This window comes from Prosthecobacter sp., from assembly GCF_020439865.1.
GTDB lineage: Bacteria > Verrucomicrobiota > Verrucomicrobiia > Verrucomicrobiales > Verrucomicrobiaceae > Prosthecobacter.
In genome coordinates, this window is sequence record NZ_JAGRPF010000108.1 from 103,520 (window position 1) to 109,968 (window position 6,449).

Annotated in this window: 4 protein-coding genes and 1 pseudogene; 2 read left to right on the top strand and 3 right to left on the bottom strand. The window is 61.6% G+C overall.

What is annotated here, in order from left to right:
• Positions 1–168 precede the first annotated feature (168 nt).
• Entirely contained in the window at positions 169–972 is an 804-nt protein-coding gene (locus tag KDL09_RS12430; RefSeq protein WP_294385388.1) for a DUF4190 domain-containing protein, read from the top strand.
• A 7-nt stretch (positions 973–979) separates the two neighbouring features.
• Here KDL09_RS12430 and KDL09_RS12435 read toward each other — a convergent pair whose 3' ends face one another.
• Both KDL09_RS12435 and KDL09_RS12440 read right to left on the bottom strand, forming a co-directional pair.
• A complete protein-coding gene (locus tag KDL09_RS12435) occupies positions 980–2,272 on the bottom strand; it encodes a PQQ-binding-like beta-propeller repeat protein (RefSeq protein ID WP_294385390.1) in 1,293 nt (430 codons plus the stop codon).
• A 77-nt stretch (positions 2,273–2,349) separates the two neighbouring features.
• The gene (locus tag KDL09_RS12440) at positions 2,350–3,531 is read right to left on the bottom strand and encodes a hypothetical protein (RefSeq protein WP_294385393.1); all 1,182 of its coding nucleotides are present in this window, start codon (positions 3,529–3,531) and stop codon (positions 2,350–2,352) included.
• Positions 3,532–3,634: 103 nt separating this feature from the next.
• Here KDL09_RS12440 and serA point away from each other — a divergent pair, with 103 nt between their 5' ends.
• On the top strand, positions 3,635–5,245 hold the full coding sequence (gene serA / locus KDL09_RS12445) for a phosphoglycerate dehydrogenase (RefSeq protein ID WP_294385396.1): 1,611 nt from the start codon (positions 3,635–3,637) through the stop codon (positions 5,243–5,245).
• Positions 5,246–5,320: 75 nt separating this feature from the next.
• On the opposite strand, the pseudogene KDL09_RS12450 reads toward serA, so the two are convergent.
• A pseudogene (locus KDL09_RS12450) lies at positions 5,321–6,449 on the bottom strand (acetylxylan esterase); the annotation flags it as partial.

Genomic DNA, 6,449 nt, shown 5'->3' on the forward strand with positions numbered 1-6,449 from the left:
GGGGCCGAGACATACCCGTCCCCTCCGCCTTGGCAAAGGAGATTTTCCTCATGGCCGGCATGAGCCGGATTGATGGAGAAGGGCTGATTTGAGGGTTGTATCCAGGGGCTGAAGTCAGGTATTTCTAATCCCTGCCGCCTCGTCAGAAACTTCCCACCCTGTCCTCCCATGCAATACCACGTCGCCAAAAATGGAGAAAAGTCCGGTCCGTTCGAGCAAGAGGAGGTTTACCGCCGACTTACAACCGGAGAACTGACCGGAGCCGACCTCGGCTGGCACGAGGGCATGGGGGAGTGGGAGCCGCTGTCCAGACTGCTGCCTCCGCCCGTTCCGGCAGGCGGCTCGGCGGTGTTCGGGCAGGCGAGCATGCCTGTCGCTGCGCCGATGGCGTCGGCACCCAGTTCCGGTCTTGCGATAGCGAGCATGGTCTGCGGCATCCTGGGTTTTTTCACGATCGGTCTGACCTCGCTGCCTGCGATCATCATGGGCCACATTGCCCGTTCGCAGATCAAAAAGTCCGGAGGAAAACTCGGCGGCGGCGGCGTGGCTCTAGCGGGAGTCATCACCGGCTACCTGGGATTCTGCTTCATTTTCCTCGCGATTCTCGCGGCTTTGGCGGTGCCGGCTTTCAATCAAGTGGCGCGTCAGAGCGATCAAATGAAGGCCATGAACAATGCCAGACAAATCGTGATCGCCATGAAGCAGTATGCGGCGGAACACGAGGGGAAGAATCCCGCCACGCTGGATGTCCTGTTTGATGAAAAGATTCTGATGGATCGCAAAGTCCTCGAGTTTCCGCCGCAGATGAATGTTCCCGGCCAGGGCTGGGAATATCTGGGCGCGGGGCACACCGACACCGATCCCGGCAATCTCGTCATCATGACCAGCAAGAAGCCAGACCGGACCGGGAAGATCATCGTCGCACGCAACGATGGATCCGTTTCAGTTGAGCGCGAAGGCGCGGTTCACTGAGCCGTCATCACGGCACCGGCTGACCCTTGGCTCCGATGCAGTAGAGCGAGGTGGCGGTGCGGATGTAGAGGCGCTTGTCGCCGATGGCGGAAACGGAGTTCACCGGAGCGTCGAGCTTGCTGGCGGCGATTTTTTCGAACTTCGGACCGGCCTTAAGGACAATGAGATCACCCTGCTGGCTGGTGCAGAAGATCTTGCCGTCACCTGCGACGGGGCTGCTGAAGAACTTCGCGCTGCCGGCCGTACCTTCGACGCGCTCGTCATAGACGAGCTTGCCGGTCTTGAACTCGACGCAGCGCATGATGCCGCCATCACCGAGGAGATACATGTAGTCGCCGATGACGAGAGGGGAGGGCACGTAGGGCAGGCCTTTGGTTTCGGCAAACTCAACCGGCACGGGCTTGCCGCTCTTGAGATTGAGCGCCGCGATTTCCTTGCCGCCGCCGCCGCTGCCGAAGGTGCAGAAGTAGAAGTCATCACTGATCACGCCGGAGCCGAGGCTGCGCTGCTTGTAGCCGGGATTGTGCTGCCAGTTGATCTTGCCGGACTTCGGATCGATGCCCATGACGCCGCTGCCGGTGTCCGCGCAGATGATTTCGTTTTTGCCGCCGGGCAGCGCATGCACGATCGGAGTGGAGAAGGTGTTCAGGCAGTTCGGGATGTCGAGCTTCCAGGCCTGCTTGCCGGTTTTGGCGTCGAGACCGACGATGCAGCTCTTCCAGTTCTTCTGCTCCGGCGAATCGGTGAGGTCCTTGCCGTTTTTCTCGATGTCGAACTCGCTGCGCACGATCATGACACCGTCCACGACGAGGGCTGAGACGCCTGTGCCGTGTTCATGGATGTAGTCGGCCACATGGTCGTTTTTCCAGACGAGCTTGCCCGCGTGATCCAGCGCGAGCGCCTGGATGTTCGTGCCGGTGCTCCAGTTCACATAGATGCGCTCGGCATCGATGAAGGCGGAGCTGCTGGCAAAGGTGTTGTAGGTCTTGTGCAGGTTGTGCGGAACGAAGGACTCCTCATGCGCCCAGAGCTGCTTGCCGTCCTTGGCGGAGAAGGCGACGACCTCGCGCTTGCTGGGGCCGGTTTCAGCGGTCACGACGACCATGTCTCCCCACAGCACCGGTGACGACCAGCCTTTGCCCACGGGCACCTTCCACAGCGTCGTGCTGTCGTCCACCACGCTGGGCAGGCCGGTGGTTTCCGCGAGGCCCGTGCCGTTCGGTCCGCGGAAGCGGCTCCAGTCGGTGGCTGAGTAGGCAGAGACGGCAAAAAGGGTGGCAAGGGCGAGGGTGAGTTTCATGCGGGCGAGTAGAACGCGGGAGGTGGAAGAAAAATTACCGGGACAAATCTCAGGAGCTTCATGAGCTCGTGAACGCCTTACGCCGAGGGCGGCAGGAGATCCATCTGCGTGGGTTCTGCCCCGGGCGTTTCCATCTTTGGTGCATCGGCCACGATGGGCTCCGCCCGCACCTCGGGGGCTGGGGTTGGCTCGGGTGCCGGTGTTTCGACAACGGCGGCGGGTTCCGGAGGCTCAGGTTCGGCACGCGGTGGTGCTGGTTCCACTGGAGCGGGTGCCGCCTTTGCCGACGGGCCCTGCTTGTTCTCGAGGGCTTCGCTGAGGCGGTATTCGAGTTCGGCGATCTTGTAGCCGTCCTCACGTGTGCGTTTGCGCGACTCCGATTCCATCTGGGCGAGCTTCTCTTCGAGTTCGCGCACCTTCTTGTCGTTGTTGGAAGACAGGGAGGCGGCCGTGCTGGAGAGCGGCGCGGATTCGACGCCCACGGCGTTCATGAACTCCTTCTGCACCATCTCCACGCGTGCCTCGGCTGCTTTGAGAGCCCGTTGCAGATTGGCGATCTTCGCCTCGGCCTGCTGCTGGGCCTCTTTGGCCTTGTTCAGCTCTGCCTCCGCCCCGCCTGCGGCGGCGTACGCGGCCTGCTCATCACGCACTTTCTTCAATTCGACGGCGTGCTCCTGCATCTCGGCCTTCTGTTTGAGCAGCAGGTCCTGCGCATCGATCATGCGTTTTTCAAAATCAGCGGCACGTGCGTTGGAGGCCGCGATGGCCTGATCCTGCGCCTTCACGCGCCCCTGTTCGGCTGCCAAGGCTGTTTCGAGATCCTTGATGCGGGAGAGCGTGGGCGGTAGCTGGGCGGCGACCTCGCGTGTCGAGGCCAGTTCTCCCTCCAGCCTGGAAATCTGCTGGGAGGCGTCATTGGCGCGGCGTTCGGCGACCTCGCGATGCGTGGCGAAGCGCTGCTCGATGTCGGCCAGTTTGGCGGCAACGGCGTCGGCATTCTTCTTGGCCTCCGCCGCCTGTGCTGCTGCGGCCGCCTTCTCGGCCTGGAGCGTGGATTCGGCCTCGGCGCGCTGTTTGGCCAGTGCCTCCTCGGCGGCCGTGCGGTAGCGGTTCAATTTGCTCCACTGCACCAGCCAGACGATCAAGCTTGGCAGCACAACGCCCACGCAGGCGATGATGACGATCTCCTGCATTCCAAGAGGTGCCAGCCCCAGAAAAGAAGGGGAGTTCGCTGTTACAAACAAAAATCCGTCAGGCATGCGGCTATTCAAACCGGCGCCCTGTGTTCTGTCCAGCACGCATTGCTTCTTGAGCGCGGAACAAAGGTGGCTAGTCTGCGCCCCCTTTCCCCCAAAACAACCCATGTCCAAGTTCAACATTCTCATCGCCGGCAACAACGACCCCATCTCGAGCAAAGGCATCGACCTGCTCAAAGCGGAGCCGTCTTTCAACGTCACGGTCGACATGGACCTGAAGGCCGAGGACAAGATGATCGAGGCCTCCCGCAATGCGCACGCGATCATCGTCCGCAGCGGTGCCAAGGTCACCGCGAAGGTCCTCGAAGCCGCCACGAATCTGAAGGCCGTCGGCCGTGCCGGCGTGGGGGTGGACAACATCGATATCCCCGTGGCCAGCAAGCGCGGCGTGGTCGTCATGAACACCCCCGGCGGCAACACGATTTCGACCGCCGAGCAGGCCTTCACCCTCATGATGGCCCTCTCCCGCAAGACGCCGCAGGCGCATGCCACCATCGTCAGCGGCAAGTGGGACCGCAAAAAGTTCCAGGGCACCGAAGTCTATGGCAAGACCCTCGTCGTGCTCGGCATGGGTCGCATCGGCGCTGAGTTCGCCAAGCGCGCGCAGGCCTTCGGCATGACCGTCGTCGCCTACGACCCCTATCTCTCCAAGAACCGAGCGGAAAGCCTCGGCGTCACGCTTTGCGAAGACCTCGATGCTGCCATCGTGCAGGCGGATTACATCACGATGCACATGCCGCTCACGCCTGAGACGAAGCACATGATCAATGCGAAGCGCCTCGCTTCGCTGAAGCCCACCTGCCGCATCATCAACTGCGCCCGTGGCGGCCTGATCGACGACGCCGCGCTCGCCCAGGCGCTCACCGACGGCACCATCGCCGGCGCCGCGCTCGATGTCTTCGAGGTCGAGCCTCCGCCCGCCGACTACCCGCTGCTCACCGCTCCGAACACCGTTTTCACCCCGCACCTTGGTGCCTCCACCGAGGAAGCTCAGGAAAACGTCGGCATCGAGATCGCCGAAGTCATCAAAGAGCACCTGCTGCACGGAACTGTCGTCAATGCAGTGAACATGCCGAACGTCGATCCCAAGGTGCTCGCCGAGATCGGTCCCTTCCTCAAGTTTGGCGAACTTCTCGGCCGTCTCGTTTCCCAGTTTGCGCCACAGCGCTCAAACGTCGTCCGCATCAACTACAGCGGCAAGGTCGGCACCGGTGACACCACGCTCATCTCGCGTGCCGTGCTCAAAGGCTTCCTCGAGCGCCCCGTCGGTGCGGAGCAGGTGAATTACATCAACGCCAACGGCGTGGCTGAAAACCTCGGCATCCGCTTCACCGAAAGCCGTCTCACCGAGCCGAGCGAGTTCACCGACCTCATCGAAGTCGTCGCCAAGAACGACAACGGTGAAAGCGCCAGCATCGCCGGCACCTTCTTCGCCGGAGATCCGCGCATCGTGAAGGTGAACGGACACCGCATCGAGGCGCGCCCCGAAGGAACGCTGCTCTTCATCGAGAACATCGACCGTCCGGGCATGATCGCCGCCTACAGCGCCACGCTTGGCAAGAACCAGGTCAACATCGCTGACATGAGCCTCAGTCGCGACAAGGAGTCCGGCAAGGCGCTCACGCTGCTGACCTTGGACTCCACTCCGAGCGCCGAAGTCATCAGCGAGCTCGAGAAGATCCAGGGCATCAGCAAAGTGTACTGCGTGGCGGTGTAATCTCCCGACGCATTAAAACAGATCGCATCGCAAGGGGCCCGAAAAGGCCCCTTGCTTGTTTGATGAGCCGGTGGGCTACTTCATGAGCCAGTCGATCGCCGGAGGCTTGCGATCCTCGTTCTCGCCTGCGACCCAGCGCTTCTTTTGATCGTAGAGCGACAGCATGCCGGGAAGATCGCGATACTTGGCGCCACCGGGAAGGAACATCGGGTCACGATAGTCGAGCACCTTGCCGAACCGGAAGCCGTGTGTGCTCAAGGCGGCGAGATCCACCTGCTCCCCGGCCAGTGCCAGCGCTGCGACGGCAATGGGCCCGGTTTGAGCGCCGAAAGCAGCGACGCAAACGGTCTTCGGGCTCGGATGCGAACCGACCTTCGTGTTGCGCAGGAAGCTGACGAGGGTGAGCACGTCATGCGTGCGTTGGGCGAAAAGCGCGTTGTTGTAGCCATAGGTGTAACCGGCGAACTCACGCGGATTGGCGACGATGCGGTTCTGTTTCGCAGGTTCACCTCCCTGAAAGAGCAGATCGACGCCCAGCACGGCGGAACCGCCGGCGATGAGCTTTTTCACGTCATCGTTTTGAATGCCTGACTTGCCGGCGTCATCGAGCCAGATGACGACGCGGCCGTTCCACTTCTTGGGATAGAGCCAATCGACGTTCAATTCCTCGCCGTGCGTCTTGTTCGTGAGCGTGCCGGTCATTTCGAGATGGTCACCGCGATCCTGCTTGTCCTTGAGCTCCCATTCGACTTCGCCCGCTTTGTCATAGGTGCGTCCGATGGTCACTTCGATCCCTTCGCGAAGAACCTTTGGATCGGCAGCGGCGAGCTGCTTCTCCGCGTCTTCGGTGAACCACTTAAGCAGCTTGCGTTCGAATTCGGGATCGCCCGCTTTCGGTGCAGGGTGCTTGTCATCCCACACGGTCAGCTGGTCTCTCGTGAGTGGCTCGTAGTCCTTCTCAATCACAGGAGATGGAAAGCCGAGTTTGAAGTGCTTGTTGACGAAGGTGTAAAAGGCGCTGCGGGTGACGGCGTTGTAGTTGTGCGGGAAGTGCTCGCCGCGCACGAGCAGCACGTTGTCCTTTTTGCCGAAGGTCGTGTAGAGCTTTTGCAAATCGGGGAAGCCCTTGGTGGACATCTCCTTCGTCCAGTCGTTCGCTGTGTTCATGCCCTGGGGTTTCGGGGCGAAGAGCCCGGCGAATTCG

Coding starts and splice junctions, on each gene's coding strand:
- KDL09_RS12440 (WP_294385393.1), bottom strand. CDS start 3,531: ATGCCTGACGGATTTTTGTTTGTAACAGCGAACTCCCCTTCTTTTCTG.
- KDL09_RS12430 (WP_294385388.1), top strand. CDS start 169: ATGCAATACCACGTCGCCAAAAATGGAGAAAAGTCCGGTCCGTTCGAG.
- KDL09_RS12435 (WP_294385390.1), bottom strand. CDS start 2,272: ATGAAACTCACCCTCGCCCTTGCCACCCTTTTTGCCGTCTCTGCCTAC.
- serA (WP_294385396.1), top strand. CDS start 3,635: ATGTCCAAGTTCAACATTCTCATCGCCGGCAACAACGACCCCATCTCG.